The following is a 20,472-nucleotide window of genomic DNA, read 5'->3' on the forward strand; positions in this document are numbered from 1 at the left end:
GCCTCGGCGGAGTCGCCTGCGGCGGGCTGAGGGGGGCGCCTTCTGTGGGGGTGGGTGCGGTTCGTTCGGCGGGTGCGGGTGCGTTGTGGCCGGGCGCGCAGTTCCCCGCGCCCCTTTTCGCAGGGCTGCGCCCTGCATCGGGGCGCGAGCCCCGTAAGGGGCGCGGGGAACTGCGCGCCCAGCCCCCACCGACCCGCACCCGCCCCCGAAACGAAAGCCCCCCACCCCCTCACGCGCCCCCGAGGAAACCCTTACGCGGAGCCCATGAGGTCCAGGCGCCGGAGGATCACGCCCTCCCGCAGTGCCCACGGGCAGATCTCCAGCCGCTCCACCCCGAACAGATCCATCGCCGCCTCGGCGACCAACGCCCCGGCCAGCAGCTGGGTGGCCCGCCCGTCGGACACCCCCGGCAGCTCCCCCCGCTCCTCCGCCGTCATCGCCGCGAGCCTCGGCACCCACGCCTCCAGCGACTCCCGCTTCAGTTCCCGCTGCACGTAGAGCCCCTCGGCGGAGCGCGCCGCCCCGGCGATCCGGGCGAGCTGCCGGAACGTCTTCGACGTGGCGACCACGTGATCGGGCGCCCCGAACCGGCTGAACTCGCCGACCGTCCGCGCGATCTCCGTACGGACGTGCCGCCGCAGCGCCCGGACGGCCTCGGGGTCGGGCGGGTCGCCGGGCAGCCAGCCCGCGGTGAGCCGCCCCGCGCCGAGCGGCAGCGACACCGCGGCGTCGGGTTCCTCGTCGATGCCGTAGGCGATCTCCAGCGAGCCGCCGCCGATGTCCAGGACCAGCAGCTTGCCCGCGGACCAGCCGAACCAGCGGCGGGCGGCGAGGAAGGTGAGGCGGGCCTCCTCCGCGCCGCTGAGCACCTGGAGCCGTACGCCGGTCTCCTCGCGCACGCGGGCGAGGACGTCGTCGGCGTTGCCCGCCTCACGCACGGCGGAGGTGGCGAACGGGAGCAGGTCCTCCACGCCCTTGTCCTCGGCGGCCTGGAGGGCGTCGCGCAGGACCGCGATCAGCCGGTCGACGCCCTCGGCGCCGATCGCGCCGTCCGCGTCGAGGAGTTGGGCGAGGCGCAGCTCCACCTTGTGCGAGTGCGCGGGCAGCGGGCGCGCGCCGGGGTGCGCGTCGACCACCAGCAGATGCACCGTGTTCGAACCCACGTCGAGGACACCGAGTCTCATGCGGGAAACGCTACTGCCACCTGGGCCGCCGTCCGCCCCGGTCGTCCGGATCGCGCATTCCGGCTCGCCCCACGGTCCCTGGTCCGCGGCGGGCCCGGCTCGGTCGCCCGGCGACTTACCCTGGACGCGTGCCAAAGACGAAAAAGGCGAAGACCGATAAATCGGCGGACCCGGCGAAGGCGGTGCGGCCGGGCCGGAAGGGCTCGGCTGCGCCGGCCGACGAGAAGGGGCTCGACTTCGCGCGCGCGTGGGTGGAGTTCCCCGACCCGGCGGACGACGAGCAGGTCTTCCGCTGCGATCTGACGTGGCTGACCTCGCGCTGGAACTGCATCTTCGGCAGCGGCTGCCAGGGCATCCAGGAGGGTCGCGCGGAGGACGGGTGCTGCACGCTCGGCGCCCACTTCTCCGACGAGGAGGACGAGCAGCGGGTCGCCGGGCACGTGGCCCGGCTCACGCCGGACATCTGGCAGAACCACGCGGAGGGCACCCGTGACGGCTGGGTGTCCGAGGACGAGGAGGGCTCGCGCCAGACGCGTCCCTTCCAGGGGTCGTGCATCTTCCAGAACCGGCCGGGCTTCGCCGGCGGCATGGGCTGCTCGCTGCACATCCTGGCGCTGCGGGAGGGCCGGGAGCCGCTGGAGACCAAGCCGGACGTGTGCTGGCAGCTGCCGATCCGGCGGACCTTCGAGTGGATCGACCGCCCCGACGACACGCGGGTGCTCCAGATCTCGATCGGCGAGTACGACCGCCGGGGCTGGGGTCCGGGCGGGCACGACCTGCACTGGTGGTGCACCTCGGCGACGTCGGCGCACGGCGCGGGCGACCCGGTGTACGTCTCCTACCGGGCCGAGCTGACCGAGCTGATGGGCAAGGCCGGCTACGACCGGCTGGTGGAGCTGTGCGAGGAGCGGCTGGCGGCGCGGCTGCCGCTGCTGGCGGCGCACCCGGCGGACCCGACTCCGCCGTCGGCCTGACGCGCCTGGCCTGACGCGCCTGGCCTGACCCGCCTGTCCTGCCCCGCCTGGCCTGACGCTCCTGCCCTGACCCGGCTGTTCTGCTTCTGCCGCTCCGACCCCGTCGTTCCGCCTGTGCCCCGTCCCGAGTCGTCCGGCTGTTCCTAGCTGGTCGACGGGGACGGGGCGCCGGTGTTCTCGGGGGGCGAGGGGGACGGGTCGGCCGAGGTGGTCGGGGAGGGCGCGGTGGGGCTCGGGGTGGGGGTGGCCGAGGTGGTCGGCGGGGGCTGGGACGGGTTCGGGGTCGCGGTCGCGGTGGGGGTCGGGCGCGGGTCGCCGGGCGGTGTCGGGCCGGCCGGGGTGGCGGCGGGGACCGGTGCGGCGCCGTGGCCGTCGAGGGTGATCACCGTGCGGGCCGGGGCGATCGTGACGCGGGCGCTCCAGTGGCCGGACGGTTCGCGCAGATGGTCGACGTAGATCCGCACGGTCACCGTCTCCCCCGGCTTCAGCGTCCCGGAGGAGCGGCTGAGGTGGAGCCAGGGGGCGTCGGTGGCCGCCGACCAGTGGACGGCGGCGGGGCCGGACGCGGTCAGGGTGACGAGGGTGGTGTCGCCCGCGCTCGCCGCCGCGACGGACAGGCGGCCGTCCTCGTGCGCGGCGCCGTCGGCTCCGGTGACGCTCACCGAGACCTCCGGGCGGCCGCTCGCGCGCGGGCCGCCGCCGGGCCCCGGACCGGTGTCGGCGGTGTTCACGTAGCCGCCGCCCGGGACGGCGCCGGCCAGGGCGGCCGGATCGCTCGCCTCGCGCGCGGTCGCCGACGGCCCGCCCCGGCCCTCGCCGGTCGGGGTGCCCCGGTAGGCGGCCCACAGGGCCAGGACGGGGGCGGCGACCACGGTGGCGACGACGGTCGTGGTGACGGCACGCGCGCGCAGCCGGTCCCGGCGGGCGGCGCGGTCCTTGGGGTCCATGGGGAAGCCCCGCCGGTCGAAGCGCGGCACCGCGCTCCGCGCGCGCGGGGGGTGCGCCATGGCGACGCGCAGGGCCGTGCGGGGCGCGGTGAGCACGGGCAGCGCGGCCGGGGTGACGCTGGCGCCCGGCCACCGGCCGGGGACCGCGCGCTCGGCGGTACGGCGACAGCGCGGACAGTCGTCCACGTGCCGGACGAGTTCGCGCCGCAGCGCCGTGCTGAGCACGAAGCCGTCGGGTCCGGCGAGCACGGCCACGCCCGGGCAGCCACCCGACTCCACGACGGCGAGCGCGGCGCGGGTGCGCTCGACCTCGCAGGCGGCGGAGGCGAGCAGATCGCGGGCGGCGGCCGGGCTCATGCCGAGGACCGCGGCGACCTCGTGGCCGGTCAGGCGGTGGCGCACGGCCAGTTCCAGGGCCTCGCGCTGCTCCGGGGTGGTGCCGGCGGCCTCCGGCCAGGCCAGCAGGGACAGTTCGCGCCGCCGGGCCTCCTGGACGTCCTCGGGCACGGGCGCGCCGGTCCGGTCCGGGCGGCGCCGGTGGTCGCCGGGGCGGCCGGCGGCGTGCGCGGCCTGCCGCTGCTGCCGGGCCGCGGCCAGCCGGCGCAGACACGCCCAGCGGGCCAGCGCGTAGAGCCAGGCCCTGCGCTCCGGCGCGCGCTCCGGGCCGCGCTGTGCGCGCCGTTCGGCGCACGCGAGCGCCTCGCCGAGGGCTGCCGTCGCCGCTTCGTGGTCGCACAGCACGGACATGCAGTAGGTGAACAGGCCGTCGAGATGGGGCTCGTAGCAGGCGGGCGGGTGTCCGGCCAGGGCGCGCGCGGCGGCGCGGTCGCGCGCCTCGCGGTGGGCCCGGTGCGCACCGGCCGTGCGGGTCGAGGTCTCCGGACTGCTGCTCATCACCCGTGCGACCGTAGGCGGCCGAGGTTCGTCCGTTCTCCCCCGTTGCGCACTTTTAATCCGTACGGGTGAAACGATCCCTCAAAAGAGGAGCGGCGTCTTCCGTATAAGCGGATGGGTTCATTCCGCGACTCTTCTGTTCGAGTGCGTTCGAATGTGGTGAACGGCGTTGTCAGTGGCGGCGGCTACGGTTTCCCCCATGGCTGCCCGTACCAAGACCACCAAGGACCGCCCGTCCTACCGCTGCACCGAGTGCGGCTGGCAGACGGCCAAGTGGCTCGGCCGCTGCCCCGAGTGCCAGGCCTGGGGCACGATCGAGGAGTACGGCGCGCCCGCGGTCCGCACCACGGCGCCCGGCCGGGTCACCACCTCCGCCGTGCCCATCGGCCAGGTGGACGGCCGGCAGGCCACCGCCCGCTCCACCGGCGTGCCCGAGCTGGACCGGGTGCTCGGCGGCGGACTCGTCCCCGGCGCGGTCGTCCTGCTCGCGGGCGAACCCGGCGTCGGCAAGTCCACGCTGCTGCTGGACGTGGCCGCCAAGGCAGCCAGCGACGAGCACCGCACGCTGTACGTCACGGGCGAGGAGTCCGCGAGCCAGGTCCGGCTGCGCGCCGACCGCATCGGCGCCCTCGACGACCACCTCTACCTCGCCGCCGAGACCGACCTCGCCGCCGTCCTCGGCCACCTGGACGCGGTCAAGCCCTCGCTGCTGATCATGGACTCGGTGCAGACGGTGGCCTCGCCCGAGATCGACGGCGCGCCCGGCGGCATGGCCCAGGTGCGCGAGGTCGCCGGCGCGCTGATCCGCGCCTCCAAGGAACGCGGCATGTCCACGCTGCTGGTGGGCCACGTCACCAAGGACGGCGCGATCGCCGGGCCGCGGCTGCTGGAGCACCTGGTGGACGTGGTGCTGCACTTCGAGGGCGACCGGCACGCGCGGCTGCGCCTGGTGCGCGGCGTCAAGAACCGCTACGGCGCGACGGACGAGGTCGGCTGCTTCGAACTGCACGACGAGGGCATCACGGGCCTGGCCGACCCCAGCGGCCTGTTCCTGACCCGGCGCGCCGAGCCGGTGCCCGGCACCTGCCTCACCGTCACCCTGGAGGGCCGCCGCCCGCTGGTCGCCGAGGTCCAGGCGCTCACCGTCGACTCCCAGATCCCCTCCCCGCGCCGCACCACCTCGGGCCTGGAGACCTCCCGCGTCTCGATGATGCTGGCCGTGCTGGAGCAGCGCGGCCAGATCAGCGCGCTGGGCAAGCGGGACATCTACTCGGCCACCGTCGGCGGCGTGAAGCTGTCCGAGCCGGCCGCCGACCTCGCCGTCGCCCTCGCCCTGGCCTCCGCCGCCAGCGACACCCCGCTGCCGAAGAACCTGGTCGCGATCGGCGAGGTGGGCCTCGCGGGCGAGGTCAGACGGGTCACCGGCGTCCAGCGGCGGCTGTCGGAGGCGCACCGCCTGGGCTTCACGCACGCCCTCGTACCGGGCGACCCGGGCAAGGTCCCGGCGGGGATGAAGGTGCTGGAAGTGGCCGACATCGGGGACGCGCTGCGGGTGCTGCCCCGCTCCCGTCGCCGAGAGGCCCCACGGGAGCAGGAGGACCGCCGGTAGACTTTGCCCTGGTCTCGCCCGTCCGTACGAACCGTGTGTGCGAAACGGGGGCGCCTGAAGAACCCGCGACCGGAGGAGTGCAGTGGCAGCCAACGACCGGGCAGCAGCTCCCGGAAAGTCCGGTGGGAGTTCCGGCGCCGATCGCCTGATGCGCGCCTCGCTGAGCGCCGTGGCGCCCGGCACCGCCCTGCGGGACGGACTGGAGCGGGTGCTCCGCGGCAACACCGGCGGACTGATCGTGCTGGGCTCCGACAAGACGGTCGAGTCGATGTGCACGGGCGGTTTCGTCCTGGACGTCGAGTTCGCCGCGACGCGGCTGCGCGAGCTGTGCAAGCTGGACGGCGGCATCGTGCTGTCCTCGGACCTGTCGAAGATCCTGCGGGCCGGCGTGCAGCTGGTGCCCGACCCGACGATCCCCACCGAGGAGACCGGCACCCGGCACCGCACCGCGGACCGGGTCAGCAAGCAGGTCAACTACCCGGTGGTCTCCGTCTCCCAGTCGATGCGGCTGATCGCCCTCTACGTCGACGGCCAGCGCCGCGTCCTGGAGGACTCCGCGGCGATCCTCTCCCGCGCCAACCAGGCCCTGGCCACGCTGGAGCGGTACAAGCTGCGCCTGGACGAGGTGGCGGGCACGCTGTCGGCGCTGGAGATCGAGGACCTGGTGACGGTCCGGGACGTCTCGGCGGTCGCGCAGCGCCTGGAGATGGTGCGCCGCATCGCCACCGAGATCGCCGAGTACGTGGTGGAGCTGGGCACCGACGGACGCCTCCTCGCCCTCCAGCTGGACGAGTTGATCGCGGGCGTGGAGCCCGAGCGGGAACTCGTCGTCCGGGACTACGTCCCCGAGCCCACCGCCAAGCGCTCCCGCACGGTCGACGAGGCGCTCGCCGAACTCGACAAGCTCTCCCAGGCCGATCTGCTGGAGGTCTCCACCGTCGCCCGCGCGCTGGGCTACACCGGCTCGCCCGAGACCCTGGACTCGGCGGTCTCCCCGCGCGGCTTCCGGCTGCTGGCCAAGGTGCCGCGGCTGCCCGGCGCGATCATCGACCGGCTGGTCGAGCACTTCGGCGGTCTGCAGAAGCTGCTCGCGGCCAGTGTGGACGACCTCCAGACGGTGGACGGCGTCGGCGAGGCGCGGGCGCGGAGCGTGCGCGAGGGACTGTCGCGGCTGGCGGAGTCGTCGATCCTGGAGCGGTACGTCTGACCCTGCGGGGGCCGGTCCTGGTCCTGCGGGGCCGGTCCTGCGGGGGCCGGCGCTGCGGGGGCGGCCCAGGTGCCCGGCGGCCCCGCGATCGCCGCGTGGATGCCTCGCCCTGCGGCGGCGGCGCGGCCCGTGACCCTGCGGTTGCCCGCCCGGTATCCAGCCCTGTGGTCGGCCGCGCGGGGTCCGGTATCGCGGTGGCCGCGCGGTGTCCGGTCCTGCGGTGGCCGCGCGGTCTCCGGACGCGGCCGGAGGTCAGTCCGCCGACAGGACGAACGAGGTCTGCAGCTTGCCGTGGCCCGGCACCTTCGCCTGCACCAGGTAGGTGCCCGGCGCGGCCGTACCCGCCGGAGGCGTGGCGCACTGGGCGGCGCTCGGCTTGCGGTCCCAGCGCACGGTGTGGGTGATCGCGCTCTTCGCCGGCACCCGGAACAGCAGGCTCCCGGCCGTCTTCGGACAGTCGGCCGAGGACCAGTAGTCGTCGCTGCTGTTGGCCGGAGTGACCGTCAGCACGGCGGACTTGGGGCCGAGGTCGACCTTGCAGTCGTTGCCGGCGGTGCTCTTGGCGACCAGCTCGAAGGTGGGCGTCTCGCCGGGGCCGTAGGAGTTGCGCACGCTGCGCAGGCTCACCTGGACCGCGCCGGTGGCGCAGTCGGGCAGGGAGCTGCCGGCCGGCAGGACGGCGCCCGTGCCGCCGGACCCGTTGGCGCCGCCGCTGCCGGCGCCGCCGGTGTCCCCGCCGGTGCCGCCGCCGCTTCCGGAGCCGCCGCCGGAGCCGTCCGCGCCGCCGGAGGCCGACCCGGAACCCGTTCCGCTTCCGGACGCGGCGGAGTCACCGCCGCCCGACTCGTCGCGGCCGCCGGGGCGTTGGCTGATCGCGGGGCCCGACTCGGAGGGGCCGGGGGTGATGGTGGAGGGGCTGGGATTCTTGCCGTCGGACCCGCCGCCATTGTTCTGGTGCCCGCCACCGCCGCCCGATGTGGTGATCCAGACGATCAGCAGGGCCAGCAGGGCGACTCCGGACAGCATGAATACCCGCCGACGCCAGTAGATGGAGGCGGGAAGCGGCCCGATCGGATTGCGCAGAGATCCCACGGCCCAAACTGTACGAGAGATCGTCGACTTACCCCGCGCCACCCGCCGCGCCGACCACAACTTTTCCGGATCATCATTCCGGAAACCTCGCGCAACTCACCGTCCCCGGCAGCCGCGACGCCCTCCGGTCGCACAGTGTGATCGAATGCGCGCTCGCGGTACGTCGGGTGACGAAGCGTCGAGCGCGGCGCGTGAAGTGTCCGCCGCCGCCCGGGAGTTCCACCGCCGACTCCGGCGCGCCCCTTGGACTCGGCGCGCCTGACGGTGAGAACACGCGCGCACGGCGACGCGACGAAGCCGTCACGCCTCGCTGCAGGACCCGGCCCACGCAGGAGCGGTGCGCCTGCCGGGCGGCTCCGGGGCAAGACCCTTGCCGGGCGGACTCGGGGGCGGAACCTTGACCCGGCAGCGGCCTCGGGTGGAACCCCGGCCCGGCGGTCGCGCCACCATCCGACCAGGGCACATCGCCCTCTCGCGCCCGCCCTGCCGGGCACCGCACACCACCCCCGCGTCCGCCCCGCCGGGCACCGCACCCGCGCCCCCGCCCGGCAGCGTCCCCGCGCCCCGCCCGGCCGGGGCGACCCACCGCCTGGTGCCACCTCACGCGGGGGCGGGCCGTCACGTGGCAGGATCGGGAGGGTCATGACTGCGCCCACACTGCCCCCGCACAGCAGCCCCACTGCCCCGGCCCCCGCCACCGACGGCCCCGCCGACGCCTCCGGCGTCCCGCTCGGCGAGACCCTGCACACCCAGGTCATCACCTGGTTCGACGGCAACGCCCGAGACCTGCCCTGGCGGCGCGCCGACGCCGGCGCCTGGGGTGTGATGGTCAGCGAGTTCATGCTCCAGCAGACGCCCGTCAACCGCGTGCTGCCCGTCTACGAGCAGTGGCTCGCACGCTGGCCCCGCCCCGCCGACCTCGCCAAGGAGGCGCCCGGCGAAGCCGTCCGCGCCTGGGGCCGGCTCGGTTACCCCCGCCGCGCCCTGCGCCTGCACGGCGCCGCGGTCGCCATAACGGAACGGCACGGCGGCGACGTGCCGACCGAGCACGCGCAGCTGCTCGCCCTGCCCGGCATCGGCGAGTACACCGCGGCGGCGGTCGCCTCCTTCGCCTACGGACAGCGGCACGCCGTGCTCGACACCAACGTCCGGCGCGTCCTGGCGCGCGCGGTCACCGGTGTGCAGTACCCGCCGAACGCCACCACCGCGGCCGAACGCCGGCTCGCCCGCACCCTGCTGCCCGAGGAGGAGGAGACCGCCGCCCGCTGGGCCGCCGCCTCCATGGAACTCGGCGCGCTGGTGTGCACGGCGAAGAACGAGTCCTGCCACCAGTGCCCGATCTCCGGGCACTGCGCCTGGCGGCTGGCCGGCAAGCCGGCGCACGACGGGCCGCCGCGCCGGGGCCAGACCTACGCCGGTACGGACCGGCAGGTGCGCGGCAAGCTGCTCGCCGTGCTGCGGGAGGCCCACACGCCGGTGCCGCAGGCGATGCTCGACCGGGTGTGGCACGAGCCGGTCCAGCGGGCCCGCGCCCTGGACGGGCTGGTCGCCGACGGTCTGGTGGAGCCGCTGCCGGGCGCCCTGTACCGGCTGCCCCTCACCTGAACCTGACCCGACCGGCCCCACTCCCGACGTTTCCGACATATCAGACACCCTCGATTCCGAAGCCTCCGCACTCCCCGGCTCCGGTCGCCCGGCCCACGGCTGACGCCACGTCAGCACACAGGCGGGTGACAGCCTCACGGGTGGTGCGGAGGCTTTGTGTCACAGGATCACGTCTTCAGCAGGGGTGCAAATACCCATTAAATGGTGCGAATATGGACCGCCTCCTTACCCCTCCCCTTCGTCCGTTACACAACCGACGTACAGCCGAGGGCTGACCGAAGGCTGCTTCGGACAACGCCGTGACAACCCCTCCGTACCTTCAGTTGCGTGCCCGACGGGCACCGGACGGCTGCCGACCACAGCCCGTCCGCGGCACAGCTTGGTATCCGGCGGAACACCGGCCGGAAAACGGGGAGCGGAGGCGGTTGATCATGGCGCAGGGCGAGGTGCTCGAGTTCGAGGAGTACGTGCGTACCCGGCAGGACGCGCTGCTGCGCAGTGCGCGCCGGCTGGTACCGGACCCGATCGACGCCCAGGACCTGCTCCAGACGGCGCTGGTGCGGACGTACGGCCGCTGGGACGGCATCGCGGACAAGCGGCTCGCGGACGCCTACCTGCGCCGCGTCATGATCAACACGCGGACCGAGTGGTGGCGGGCCCGGAAGCTGGAGGAGGTCCCCACCGAGCAGCTCCCGGACGCGTGCGTCGAGGACTCCACCGAGCAGCACGCCGACCGCGCGCTTCTTATGGACATCATGAAAGTTCTCGCTCCGAAGCAGCGCAGTGTCGTCGTGCTGCGACACTGGGAGCAGATGTCCACGGAGGAGACGGCCGCGGCCCTCGGCATGTCCGCGGGCACGGTCAAGAGCACGCTGCACCGGGCGCTCGCCCGGCTCCGCGAGGAGCTGGAGGCCCGCGACCTGGACGCACGCGCGCTGGAGCGTGAGGAGCGGGAGCGTTGCGCGGCCTGACCGGCGAGGCCGGTGCCGATCCGGAGCCCGGTGGGGCACGGGGCACCTTGCAGGCGGCGTTCACGGCGGTGGCCGTGCTCGCCGCCCTCGGCCTTTTGGTGTCCGCCTGCGGCACGGGCGGCACCGGCGCCCGTGACGAGGGCCCGGCCCACACGAGCAGCTCGGTGGCGGGCGCGGTGGCCTCCGCCTCCCCCGCCGCGAGCGACACGCCGCAGCCGGCGGTGGACCCGGTCCGGCTGATCAAGGACGACCCGAAGGTCTCGGCGACGGTCAAGCACGACCTCAAGCCGTGTTCCGCCGACGAGTACCCGGTCGACGTGTCCTACGGCAAGCTGACCGGCGGCTCCGTGGACGACATCGTCATCAACGTGCTGACCTGCGGGGACGCGGTCGGCGTCGGCGCGTATGTGTACCGTGAACGGGGCGACCGGTACGAGAACGTGTTCGGCGCCGAGGAGCCCCCGGTCTACGCCGAGATCGACCGCGGCGACCTCGTGGTCACCAAACAGGTGTACGAGAAGGACGACCCGGTGGCGGATCCGTCCGGCGAGGACGTGATCACCTACCGCTGGTCGGGCACGGCGTTCACCAAGGCGTTCACCACCCGCAACGAGTACAGCAAGGCCGTCGGCGGGGGCGCGTCGCCGACGCCGGTCCCGGATCCGGACAACTGACCGCGGGACGATTTCCGGAGCGGTGTGAACCGACCGGGGCCGCCGATCCGATGCAGTGGTGGACGAGCCGTACGCCGCCGCGCGGAAGGAACGCGGCGCGCGGCCGGCGCGTCCACCCAGTGAGCGCACCCGCGCCGCACGGTGAGCGCACTGCGCGCCGCACCGTGAGCGCACCATTCGAAGCAGACGAGGACTGAGAGCACCGGGATGGCAGAGCAGACCCACGTCCTGTTCGTCGAGGACGACGACGTCATCCGCGAGGCCACGCAGCTCGCCCTGGAGCGGGACGGCTTCGCGGTCACCGCGATGCCCGACGGGCTGTCGGGTCTGGAGGCGTTCCGGGCGGACCGCCCCGACATCGCGCTGCTCGACGTGATGGTCCCCGGCCTCGACGGCGTCAGCCTGTGCCGCCGGATCCGCGACGAGTCGACGGTCCCGGTGATCATGCTGTCGGCGCGCGCCGACTCCATCGACGTCGTCCTCGGCCTGGAGGCCGGCGCCGACGACTACGTGACCAAGCCGTTCGACGGCGCCGTGCTGGTGGCCCGGATCCGCGCGGTGCTGCGCCGCTTCGGGCACGCCGGCGGCGCGCGGGCCGAGGCGGGGCCGGACGAGGTGCACGGCGGGGTGCTGACCTTCGGCGACCTGGAGGTGGACACCGACGGCATGGAGGTGCGCCGGGCCGGGCGGCCGGTGGCGCTCACCCCGACCGAGATGCGGCTGCTGCTGGAGTTCTCCACCGCGCCGGGCTCCGTCCTGTCCCGCGACAAGCTGCTGGAACGGGTGTGGGACTACGGCTGGGGCGGCGACACCCGGGTCGTCGACGTCCATGTGCAGCGGCTGCGCACGAAGATCGGCCAGGACCGCATCGAGACGGTCCGTGGCTTCGGCTACAAGCTGAAGGCCTGAGCGGGGCGGTCATGCGGGGGATCACGCGGCGTCTGCCGCCCAAGTGGCTGCCGGGGCGTCCCGGGCGGCCGAGCATCCGTACCGGGCTGCGCTGGAAGCTCAGTGCGGCCATCGCGCTGGTGGGCGCGCTGGTGGCGATCGCGCTGAGCCTGGTGGTGCACGACGCCGCCCGGGTGTCGATGCTCGACAACGCGCGCGACCTCGCCGACACCCGGCTCACGCTCGCCCAGCCGATCTACGAGCGGCCGGGCCGGCGGCCGGCCTCCTCCGTCTTCAAGGTCGACGACCCGCTGCTGCCGCCCGAGCTCCAGCGCAAGGTCCAGGAGGGCCGGCGGGCCACCTACGTCACCGACCGTCCGGGCGGCGCCCCCGACATCTGGGCGGCCATGCCGATCAAGGGCGGGCACGTGCTCTCCCTGCACACGCACTTCACCGACCGCAGCGCCAACATCCTCAAGGACCTCGACCAGGCCCTGGTGATCGGCTCCATCTCGGCCGTCCTGGGCGGCAGCGCCCTGGGGGTGCTCATCGGCGGGCAGCTCTCCGGCCGGCTGCGCAAGGCGGCCGCCGCCGCCAACCAGGTCGCCAAGGGCGAGCCGGACGTCCGGGTGCGGGACGCCATCGGCGGTGTCGTACGCGACGAGACGGACGATCTGGCCCGGGCGGTGGACGCGATGGCGGACGCGTTGCAGCAGCGGCTTGAGGCGGAGCGGCGGGTCACCGCCGACATCGCGCACGAGCTGCGCACCCCGGTGACCGGACTGCTGACCGCCGCAGAGCTGCTGCCGCCGGGCCGGCCGACGGAACTGGTCCTGGACCGGGCCAAGGCCATGCGCACGCTGGTGGAGGACGTCCTGGAGGTGGCCCGGCTCGACGGCGCCTCCGAGCGGGCCGAACTGCAGGACCTCCTGCTCGGCGAGTTCGTCGCCCGGCGGGTGGCGGCCAAGGACCCGGCCATCGAGGTGCGGGTGGTGCACGAGTCGATGGTCACCACCGATCCGCGGCGGCTGGAGCGGGTGCTGTTCAACCTGCTCGCCAACGCCGCCCGGCACGGCAGACCGCCGATCGAGGTGACCGTGGAGGGCCGGGTGATCCGGGTGCGCGACCACGGGCCCGGTTTCCCGGAGAACCTGCTCGCCGAGGGGCCGAGCCGCTTCCGCACCGGCAGCGCGGACCGGGCCGGGCGCGGGCACGGCCTCGGCCTGACCATCGCGGCCGGTCAGGCGCGCGTCCTCGGCGCCCGGCTCACCTTCCGCAACGTACGTCCGGCCGGCGCCCCCGAGGGCGTGCCGGCCGAGGGCGCGGTCGCCGTCCTGTGGCTGCCGGAGCACGCCCCGACGAACACCGGCAGCTACCCGATGCTGCCGTAGCGGCAGGACAGCTGACCGAAGGGCCCCCGGCGGCGTCGCCGGGGGCCCTTCGGATGCGCGCGGAGGCGGCTCAGACCGTCTCGGCCATGCCTTCGAGGGCGGTGGCGCCGCCGTCCTTGGGCTTCGGCGCGGCCGGGCCCGTGCCCTTGAGCGGCACTTCCTTGACGAACAGCGCCAGGACCAGCGCGATCACGCCGATCACCGAGCCCAGCAGGAACGCGGAGTGCGTACCGGAGGAGACGGCGTGCTGGTAGGCCTCGCGGGCCGCGGCCGGCAGCTTCTCCAGGCTCTTGGCGTCCAGCTGCGCGGACTGCTCGGTCACCTTGGAGCCCAGCGCGCCGGCCCGCTCGGCCATCACGTGCTGGACCCGGTTGTTGAACAGCGCGCCCATGATCGCCACGCCGAAGGACGAGCCGAGGGTACGGAAGAGGGTGGTGGAGGAAGAGGCCACGCCCATGTCCTTCATCTCCACGCTGTTCTGCGCGACCAGCATGGTGATCTGCATCAGACAGCCCATGCCCGCGCCGAGCACCGCCATGTAGAGGCCGGAGGTGACCCGGGTGGTGTCGGTGTCCATGAGGGACAGCAGGTAGAGGCCGACGACCATCAGGACGCCGCCGGCGATCGGGAAGATCTTGTAGCGGCCGCTGTTGGTGGTGACCCGGCCCGCGATCATCGACACGACCAGCATCGCGCCCAGCATGGGCAGCAGCAGCAGACCGGAGTTGGTCGCGGAGGCGCCCTGCACCGCCTGCTGGTACAGCGGCAGGAACAGCACCGCGCCGAACATCACGAAACCGGTGACGAAGCCGATCACCGACATCAGGGTGAAGTTGCGGCTGCGGAAGATGTGCAGCGGCACGATCGGCTCGGCGGCCCTGGTCTGCCAGAACACGAACGCGATCAGCGCGACCACGCCGATGGCGATCAGCTCCATGATCCGCGCGGAGGTCCACGCGTACTCCGAGCCGCCCCAGGTGGTGACGAGCACGATCGAGCTGATGCCGACGGTGAGCAGGACGGCGCCCAGATAGTCGACCCGCGCCTGCGAGCGCTTGTTGGGCAGGTGCAGCACGATGCTGATCGCGACGAGTGCCACCGCGCCGAGCGGCAGGTTGATGTAGAAGGCCCAGCGCCAGCCCCAGTTGTCGGTGATGGTGCCGCCGACCAGCGGGCCGCCGATCATCGCCAGCGCCATGACGCCGGCCATCATGCCCTGGTACTTGCCCCGCTCCCGGGGCGGGATCAGGTCGCCGATGATGGCCATGACGCCGACCATCAGACCGCCGGCGCCCAGACCCTGGACCGCGCGGAAGCCGATCAGCTGGCCCATGTCCTGCGCCATGCCGCTGAGCGCGGAGCCGAGCAGGAAGAGCACGATCGACGTCATGAAGGCGCCCTTGCGCCCGTACATGTCGCCGAGCTTGCCCCACAGCGGCGTGGCCGCGGCCGTGGCCAGGGTGTAGGCGGTCACCACCCACGACAGGTGCTGGAGGCCGCCCAGCTCGCCGACGATGGTCGGCATCGCGGTGCCCACGATCATGTTGTCGAGCATCGCGAGCATCATCGCGATCATGAGTGCGAGCAGGACGACCCGCACGCTCTTAGGCTGTTTCCCGGCCGGCGCGGTGTCCGTCCCGGCTATCGATGCGTCCGCCATCGTTCCCTACTCCCCCAGCTGGGCCTGGTACTTACTTGCCGCCCGGCAAGTCGTTACACTCCGGAAGGTAGAGGTTTACTAGCCGGGCGTCAAGTAAGTTTCCGCCGACCGGTCGGCAGGTAAGTTTTCGGTGAGAACGAGGAGCAAGAGGATGGGCGGCACGATGGACGGCACCAAGCAGCAGCGCCGCGGAAACACCCGCCAGCGCATCCAGGACGTGGCCCTCGAACTCTTCGCCGAGCAGGGCTACGAGAAGACCTCCCTGCGCGAGATCGCCGAGCGCCTCGATGTCACGAAGGCGGCGCTCTACTACCACTTCAAGACCAAGGAAGAGATCATCGTCAGTCTCTTCGCGGATCTGACGCAGCCGATCGAGGAACTGATCGAGTGGGGCCGGAGCCAGCCGCACACCCTGGCGACCAAGCAGGAGATCGTCCGCCGCTACGACGAGGCGCTCGGCGGCGCGGCCCCCTTGTTCCGCTTCATGCAGGAGAACCAGGCGACGGTGCGCGAACTGCGGATCGGCGAGACCTTCAAGGACCGGATGACCGGTCTGCGGGAGATCATCATCGACCCGGACTCCAGTCTGACGGACCAGGTCCGGTGCCTGAGCGCCCTCTTCACCCTGCACGCCGGCATGTTCGTGATGCGGGACCTCGAAGGCGACCCCGACGACAAGCGCAAGGCCGTCCTGGAGGTCGCCATCGATCTGGTCACCCAGGCGCACCAGGGCGCGCACGGGGCCTGAGGGCGCACACGGACGCGCGGGTCCCGGTAGGCCCTGGAAACGCAGCGCACCGCCGCCCGCTGGGGTCAGCGGGCGGCGGTGCGGGGGGAAACGTTCAACCGATCAGCCGGCCGACCGGTGCGTGAGCCGGCCGGCCACCGGCCGCGTTCCGTTCTCGGGCCGGTCGGGTCAGACCTTCACGCCGTGGGCGCGCAGGAAGACGACCGGGTTGACCGCGGAGCCGTAGTTCGGCGTGGTGCGGATCTCGAAGTGCAGGTGCGGGCCGGTGGTGTTGCCGGTGTTGCCGGACAGGGCTATGTGCTGACCGGTGGCGACGACCTGGCCGACCTTCACGTCGATGCGGGAGAGGTGGGCGTACTGGGAGTACGTGCCGTTGCCGTGCTTGACGACGATGGCGTTGCCGTACGCCGGACCGTCGCCGCCGCCGTTGGGGCCGGCCTTGACGACCGTGCCGCCGTGCGCGGCGACGACCTCGGTGCCGACCGGCACCGCGAAGTCCTGGCCGCTGTGCTTGTGCATCCAGTGGCTGCCGCCCTGGTCGAAGCTGGCGGTGAGGGTGTACTGCTTCACCGGGTCGACCCAGGCAGCGGCCGACTTGGCGACGGCGGTGGTGGCGGTGGGGGCCGCCGCGGTCTCGGCGGCGGACGCTACTCCCGCGCTCATCGCGGCGGTGACTCCCAGGCCGGCGGCCAGGACGGCGGCACGGGTGCGGAGCTTGGCCGGACGGGCGGTACGGGACGTGGCGCGCTGGAACATCGAAACCTCTACGGGTGGGGGACAGATGAACCACCCGGAAGACCTGATGCCTTCGTCGGGCGGGCTCCACCTTGGTAACCCCGCCGAACAGCCGCCCTCAAGCACCCCTACTACGACGAAACCTAGTAAGGGTGGATAGTGGCCCAGATCTCTTGACACTCCACCCAATTAGGACAAAAGACCTGTAGAGACCCTATATACCGCCATTTCAATGGGGTGAATGTCCGCTTTGTTAGTTCCTGTCCCCTACTAGGCGGCGTAGTACGGCACGGGGCGCTTGTGCCGCTTGTCACCACGGAGGGGGGTCGAACCCCCTCTTGCTGTGACGGGCTTCATGTGGTGCCCGTCTCAGCAGGGTTACCGACTGGTAATCGGACAGTTGCCCTCCCGCCACCCTGCGCGACGAGCATGCTCACCACACCCCGCATGTCCCGTACGCGAGAGGACCCCGCTTCCCATGACCACAGCCACCTGGGCGCGCCGCACCGGCATGACCGCCGTCGCCACCGTCGCCGTCACCGCGCTGGCCGCCCCCGTGGGCGCACAGGCGGCGACGGGCACCCCGGCCCCCGCCCCCACGGCCGCCGCCCCGGCGAGCGCCGTCAAGGCCGTCGGCGCCGCGTCCGGGAAGGTCGGCTACGCCACCTGGCAGCAGGACTGCCAGGCCGTGATGGACCGGGCGCTGCCCTATCTGGAGCAGCGGATCGCGCACGCCCGGCCCGGCGAGAAGCAGGCCATCGTGCTGGACGTGGACAACACGGCCCTGGAGACCGACTTCGGCTTCAGCTTCCCGCAGCCGGCCAACAAGCCCGTGCTGACGGCCGCCCGGTACGCCCAGGAGCACGGGGTGGCGCTGTTCTTCGTGACCGCCCGCCCGGGCATCGTCGCGGCCCCCACCGAGTGGAACCTGGAGCACGACGGCTACCAGGTCACCGGGCTGCGGGTGCGCGGCCTGCTCGACCTCTTCAAGGACATGGCCGCCTACAAGACGGCCCAGCGCACCGCCATCGAGAAGGACGGCTACACGATCATCGCGAACATCGGCAACAGCGCCACCGACCTCTCCGGCGGCCACGCCGAGCAGACCTTCAAGCTGCCCGACTACGACGGCCAGCTCTCCTGACACCGGCAAGGCAACAGAGAGACGAAAAAGGGGCCTGCCCCGGGACCGAAGTCCCGGGGCAGGCCCCTTCTCGCTGTTCTCGGCCGGTCAGGCCGGGCGCAAGGCCGCTTACGCGTCCTTGCTCAGGTTCGGGCCAGCACCGCCGGCCGCCTGCTCGATCGGAGGCACGTCCGGCAGCGCCGACTTCTCCTCACCGCGGAAGGTGAAGGTCTTGTCGTCGCCCTCGCCCTCGGTGTCCACGACCACGATGTGACCGGGACGCAGCTCGCCGAAGAGGATCTTCTCCGAGAGCGTGTCCTCGACCTCGCGCTGGATGGTCCGGCGCAGCGGCCGGGCGCCCAGGACGGGGTCGTAGCCCTTCTTGGCCAGCAGTTCCTTGGCGGACTGGGAGAGCTCCAGGCCCATGTCCCGGTCCTTGAGGCGCTCGTCCACCTTGCCGATCATCAGGTCGACGATCCGCAGGATGTCGGCCTGCGTGAGCTGCGGGAAGACGACCACGTCGTCCACACGGTTGAGGAACTCGGGCCGGAAGTGCTGCTTCAGCTCGTCCGAGACCTTGTTCTTCATGCGCTCGTAGTTGGTCTTCGTGTCGCCCGTGGCCGCGAAGCCCAGGTTGAAGCCCTTGGAGATGTCCCGGGTGCCGAGGTTGGTCGTCATGATGATGACCGTGTTCTTGAAGTCCACGACCCGGCCCTGGGAGTCGGTCAGGCGACCGTCCTCCAGGATCTGCAGCAGCGAGTTGAAGATGTCCGGGTGGGCCTTCTCGACCTCGTCGAACAGGACGACCGAGAACGGCTTGCGGCGCACCTTCTCCGTCAGCTGGCCGCCCTCCTCGTAGCCCACGTAGCCGGGGGGCGAACCGAAGAGACGGGAGACCGTGTGCTTCTCGCTGAACTCCGACATGTCGAGGGAGATCAGCGCGTCCTCGTCGCCGAAGAGGAACTCCGCGAGCGCCTTGGACAGCTCGGTCTTACCGACACCGGACGGGCCGGCGAAGATGAACGAGCCACCGGGACGCTTGGGGTCCTTCAGACCGGCGCGGGTGCGGCGGATCGCCTTCGACAGCGCCTTGACGGCGTCGACCTGGCCGATGACCCGCTTGTGGAGCTCGTCCTCCATGCGCAGCAGGCGCGAGGACTCCTCCTCCGTGAGCTTGAAGACCGGGATGCCCGTCGCGGTCGCGAGGACCTCGGCGATCAGCTCGCCGTCGACCTCGGCGACGACGTCCATGTCGCCGGCCTTCCACTCCTTCTCCCGCTTGGCCTTGGCGGCCAGGAGCTGCTTCTCCTTGTCCCGCAGGGAGGCGGCCTTCTCGAAGTCCTGCGAGTCGATCGCGGACTCCTTGTCCCGGCGCACGCCGGCGATCTTCTCGTCGAACTCGCGCAGGTCCGGCGGCGCGGTCATCCGGCGGATGCGCATCCGGGAACCGGCCTCGTCGATCAGGTCGATCGCCTTGTCCGGCAGGAAGCGGTCCGAGATGTACCGGTCGGCCAGGGTGGCGGCCTGGACCAGCGCCTCGTCGGTGATCGAGACGCGGTGGTGCGCCTCGTACCGGTCGCGCAGGCCCTTGAGGATCTCGATGGTGTGCGGCAGGGACGGCTCGGCGACCTGGATGGGCTGGAAGCGGCGCTCCAGGGCCGCGTCCTTCTCCAGGTGCTTGCGGTACTCGTCCAGCGTGGTGGCGCCGATGGTCTGGAGCTCACCGCGGGCCAGCATCGGCTTCAGGATGGAGGCGGCGTCGATCGCGCCCTCGGCGGCGCCCGCACCGACCAGCGTGTGCAGCTCGTCGATGAACAGGATGATGTCGCCGCGGGTGCGGATCTCCTTGAGCACCTTCTTCAGGCGCTCCTCGAAGTCACCGCGGTAGCGGGAGCCGGCGACCAAGGCGCCGAGGTCGAGGGTGTAGAGGTGCTTGTCCTTGAGGGTCTCGGGCACCTCGCCCTTGACGATGGCCTGGGCCAGGCCCTCGACGACGGCGGTCTTGCCGACGCCGGGCTCGCCGATCAGCACCGGGTTGTTCTTGGTGCGGCGGGACAGCACCTGCATGACCCGCTCGATCTCCTTCTCGCGCCCGATCACCGGGTCGAGCTTGGACTCGCGAGCGGCCTGGGTGAGGTTCCGGCCGAACTGGTCGAGGACCAGGGACGTCGAGGGGGTGCCCTCGGCAGGGCCGCCGGCGGTGGCGGTCTCCTTGCCCTGGTAGCCGGAGAGCAGCTGGATCACCTGCTGCCGCACCCGGTTGAGATCGGCGCCCAGCTTGACCAGGACCTGGGCGGCGACGCCCTCGCCCTCGCGGATCAGGCCGAGCAGGATGTGCTCCGTGCCGATGTAGTTGTGGCCCAGCTGAAGGGCCTCGCGGAGCGACAGCTCCAGGACCTTCTTGGCACGGGGGGTGAAGGGGATGTGCCCGGACGGGGCCTGCTGGCCCTGGCCGATGATCTCCTCCACCTGCTGGCGGACCGCCTCGAGCGAAATCCCGAGGCTCTCAAGGGCCTTGGCGGCGACACCCTCACCCTCGTGGATCAGGCCCAGGAGGATGTGCTCGGTGCCGATGTAGTTGTGGTTGAGCATCCGGGCTTCTTCCTGAGCCAGGACGACAACCCGCCGCGCGCGGTCGGTGAACCTCTCGAACATCGTTAATCGCTCCTCAGAGCGGTCAGGCAGTGGGGGGAACTTCCCCTCCCTGTCCTTCCGCAGCTTAGTCCCGCAAGCGGGGACCGCTCATTCCAACTGCCGACACCCTCGATGG

General features: G+C 72.5%; 16 protein-coding genes. 10 read left to right on the forward strand and 6 right to left on the reverse strand.

Translation table 11 applies throughout. The features are described 5' to 3' along the window. Positions 1 to 251: 251 nt before the first annotated feature. Positions 252 to 1,184: a Ppx/GppA family phosphatase gene (locus tag ABEB07_RS24940; protein ID WP_164583988.1), complete on the reverse strand. Its 933-nt coding sequence runs from the start codon at positions 1,182 to 1,184 to the stop codon at positions 252 to 254. A gap of 128 nt (positions 1,185 to 1,312) precedes the next feature. On the opposite strand from ABEB07_RS24940, the gene ABEB07_RS24945 reads away from it, so the two are divergent. After that, positions 1,313 to 2,158 carry a hypothetical protein gene (locus ABEB07_RS24945; protein ID WP_176149992.1) on the forward strand — a complete coding sequence of 282 codons (846 nt, stop codon included), beginning with the start codon at positions 1,313 to 1,315 and terminating at the stop codon, positions 2,156 to 2,158. Between the two features lie 143 nt (positions 2,159 to 2,301). On the opposite strand, the gene ABEB07_RS24950 is transcribed toward ABEB07_RS24945, so the two are convergent. Continuing rightward, complete coding sequence (locus ABEB07_RS24950) at positions 2,302 to 3,999, reverse strand: BACON domain-containing protein (protein ID WP_345670388.1); 1,698 nt, start codon at positions 3,997 to 3,999, stop codon at positions 2,302 to 2,304. Positions 4,000 to 4,198: 199 nt separating this feature from the next. Between ABEB07_RS24950 and radA the strand changes: the two genes are divergently transcribed. Beyond that, a complete protein-coding gene (gene radA, locus ABEB07_RS24955) occupies positions 4,199 to 5,608 on the forward strand; it encodes a DNA repair protein RadA (protein ID WP_345670389.1) in 1,410 nt (469 codons plus the stop codon). 82 nt (positions 5,609 to 5,690) lie between these two features. Beyond that, positions 5,691 to 6,815, forward strand: a complete 1,125-nt coding sequence (gene disA / locus ABEB07_RS24960) for a DNA integrity scanning diadenylate cyclase DisA (RefSeq protein ID WP_164582084.1) — start codon at positions 5,691 to 5,693, stop codon at positions 6,813 to 6,815. Between the two features lie 252 nt (positions 6,816 to 7,067). Here disA and ABEB07_RS24965 read toward each other — a convergent pair whose 3' ends face one another. Beyond that, entirely contained in the window at positions 7,068 to 7,907 is an 840-nt protein-coding gene (locus ABEB07_RS24965; RefSeq protein WP_345670390.1) for a hypothetical protein, read from the reverse strand. Between the two features lie 642 nt (positions 7,908 to 8,549). Between ABEB07_RS24965 and ABEB07_RS24970 the strand changes: the two genes are divergently transcribed. From ABEB07_RS24970 to cseC, 5 genes are all read left to right on the forward strand, one after another. Continuing rightward, the gene (locus ABEB07_RS24970) at positions 8,550 to 9,512 is read left to right on the forward strand and encodes an HhH-GPD family protein (protein WP_345670391.1); all 963 of its coding nucleotides are present in this window, start codon (positions 8,550 to 8,552) and stop codon (positions 9,510 to 9,512) included. 431 nt (positions 9,513 to 9,943) lie between these two features. Next, complete coding sequence (locus tag ABEB07_RS24975; protein WP_164586009.1) at positions 9,944 to 10,483, forward strand: SigE family RNA polymerase sigma factor; 540 nt, start codon at positions 9,944 to 9,946, stop codon at positions 10,481 to 10,483. Then, positions 10,471 to 11,157 (forward strand): hypothetical protein, encoded by a 687-nt coding sequence (locus tag ABEB07_RS24980; RefSeq protein ID WP_176149988.1) that lies wholly within the window; start codon positions 10,471 to 10,473, stop codon positions 11,155 to 11,157. The genes ABEB07_RS24975 and ABEB07_RS24980 overlap by 13 nt, the downstream gene beginning before the upstream one ends. 207 nt (positions 11,158 to 11,364) lie before the next feature. Beyond that, entirely contained in the window at positions 11,365 to 12,066 is a 702-nt protein-coding gene (gene cseB, locus ABEB07_RS24985) for a two-component system response regulator CseB (protein ID WP_345670392.1), read from the forward strand. Between the two features lie 11 nt (positions 12,067 to 12,077). After that, on the forward strand, positions 12,078 to 13,436 hold the full coding sequence (gene cseC / locus ABEB07_RS24990) for a two-component system sensor histidine kinase CseC (RefSeq protein WP_164586002.1): 1,359 nt from the start codon (positions 12,078 to 12,080) through the stop codon (positions 13,434 to 13,436). A gap of 70 nt (positions 13,437 to 13,506) precedes the next feature. On the opposite strand, the gene ABEB07_RS24995 is transcribed toward cseC, so the two are convergent. Further along, on the reverse strand, positions 13,507 to 15,096 hold the full coding sequence (locus tag ABEB07_RS24995) for an MDR family MFS transporter (protein ID WP_345670395.1): 1,590 nt from the start codon (positions 15,094 to 15,096) through the stop codon (positions 13,507 to 13,509). A gap of 151 nt (positions 15,097 to 15,247) precedes the next feature. Between ABEB07_RS24995 and ABEB07_RS25000 the strand changes: the two genes are divergently transcribed. Beyond that, positions 15,248 to 15,844 (forward strand): TetR/AcrR family transcriptional regulator, encoded by a 597-nt coding sequence (locus tag ABEB07_RS25000; protein ID WP_345670396.1) that lies wholly within the window; start codon positions 15,248 to 15,250, stop codon positions 15,842 to 15,844. A 168-nt stretch (positions 15,845 to 16,012) separates the two neighbouring features. On the opposite strand, the gene ABEB07_RS25005 is transcribed toward ABEB07_RS25000, so the two are convergent. Next, positions 16,013 to 16,600, reverse strand: a complete 588-nt coding sequence (locus ABEB07_RS25005; protein ID WP_345670397.1) for a M23 family metallopeptidase — start codon at positions 16,598 to 16,600, stop codon at positions 16,013 to 16,015. Between the two features lie 457 nt (positions 16,601 to 17,057). Here ABEB07_RS25005 and ABEB07_RS25010 point away from each other — a divergent pair, with 457 nt between their 5' ends. After that, positions 17,058 to 17,723, forward strand: a complete 666-nt coding sequence (locus tag ABEB07_RS25010) for an HAD family acid phosphatase (protein ID WP_345670398.1) — start codon at positions 17,058 to 17,060, stop codon at positions 17,721 to 17,723. A 108-nt stretch (positions 17,724 to 17,831) separates the two neighbouring features. Here ABEB07_RS25010 and ABEB07_RS25015 read toward each other — a convergent pair whose 3' ends face one another. Continuing rightward, positions 17,832 to 20,357, reverse strand: coding sequence for an ATP-dependent Clp protease ATP-binding subunit (locus ABEB07_RS25015; RefSeq protein WP_164585992.1), 2,526 nt, complete (start codon positions 20,355 to 20,357; stop codon positions 17,832 to 17,834). Between the last annotated feature and the right edge of the window lie 115 nt (positions 20,358 to 20,472).

This window comes from Streptomyces similanensis, assembly GCF_039543625.1.
GTDB lineage: Bacteria > Actinomycetota > Actinomycetes > Streptomycetales > Streptomycetaceae > Streptomyces > Streptomyces similanensis.